This is a genomic window from Bacillus sp. LR--39, from assembly GCF_053613335.1.
On sequence record NZ_JBSIOT010001579.1, the window covers coordinates 1 to 521 of the forward strand.

Consider the following 521-nt stretch of genomic DNA (forward strand, 5'->3'; position numbering starts at 1 on the left):
TGTTTCAATATGCGGAGTCAGGACATATTCCAAAGAAACGCTGAAACAAAAAATCCATGAGATGTAACAAATCATTGTTATGTCTCATGGATCATTTTATTTTACATCAACTAATATAAAACATTCGTCATCACTCTTATGATGAGCTTCCTTTTGATGCTGCAGTGATGTAAGGATTTTCTCCTTCAGGTCAGCGATTGGCGAATCAGGATGATCCTTTAGTAAATCAAATAAATAACATGAAGCCGTAGGATCCATCACGCCATCCGTATACAGAAGCAATCTTCCGCCCTCCGTGTATGAAAGGCTGCTTGACTGAAACACTAAGTCTTCAAACATCCCGATCGGAGGCGAGGTAGCGTGAAGCAGATGTTGAGTTCCACTATCGTCCTGCCAAAGTGCCGGCGGATGCCCTGCGTTGACATAATCAATTCTTTGCCGTGCTATGTCAATCTCGAGATAAATAGCAGTGCAATAATGTCTTGCTTCCTCATCATTTTGAAACAAGCTGTGAAGGTGCC

General features: G+C 41.8%; 1 pseudogene. It reads right to left on the minus strand.

Annotated features, from left to right (window positions below):
- Positions 1–96: 96 nt before the first annotated feature.
- Positions 97–521 (minus strand): annotated as a pseudogene (rsbP, locus tag ACWHAR_RS31900) (phosphoserine phosphatase RsbP); the annotation flags it as partial.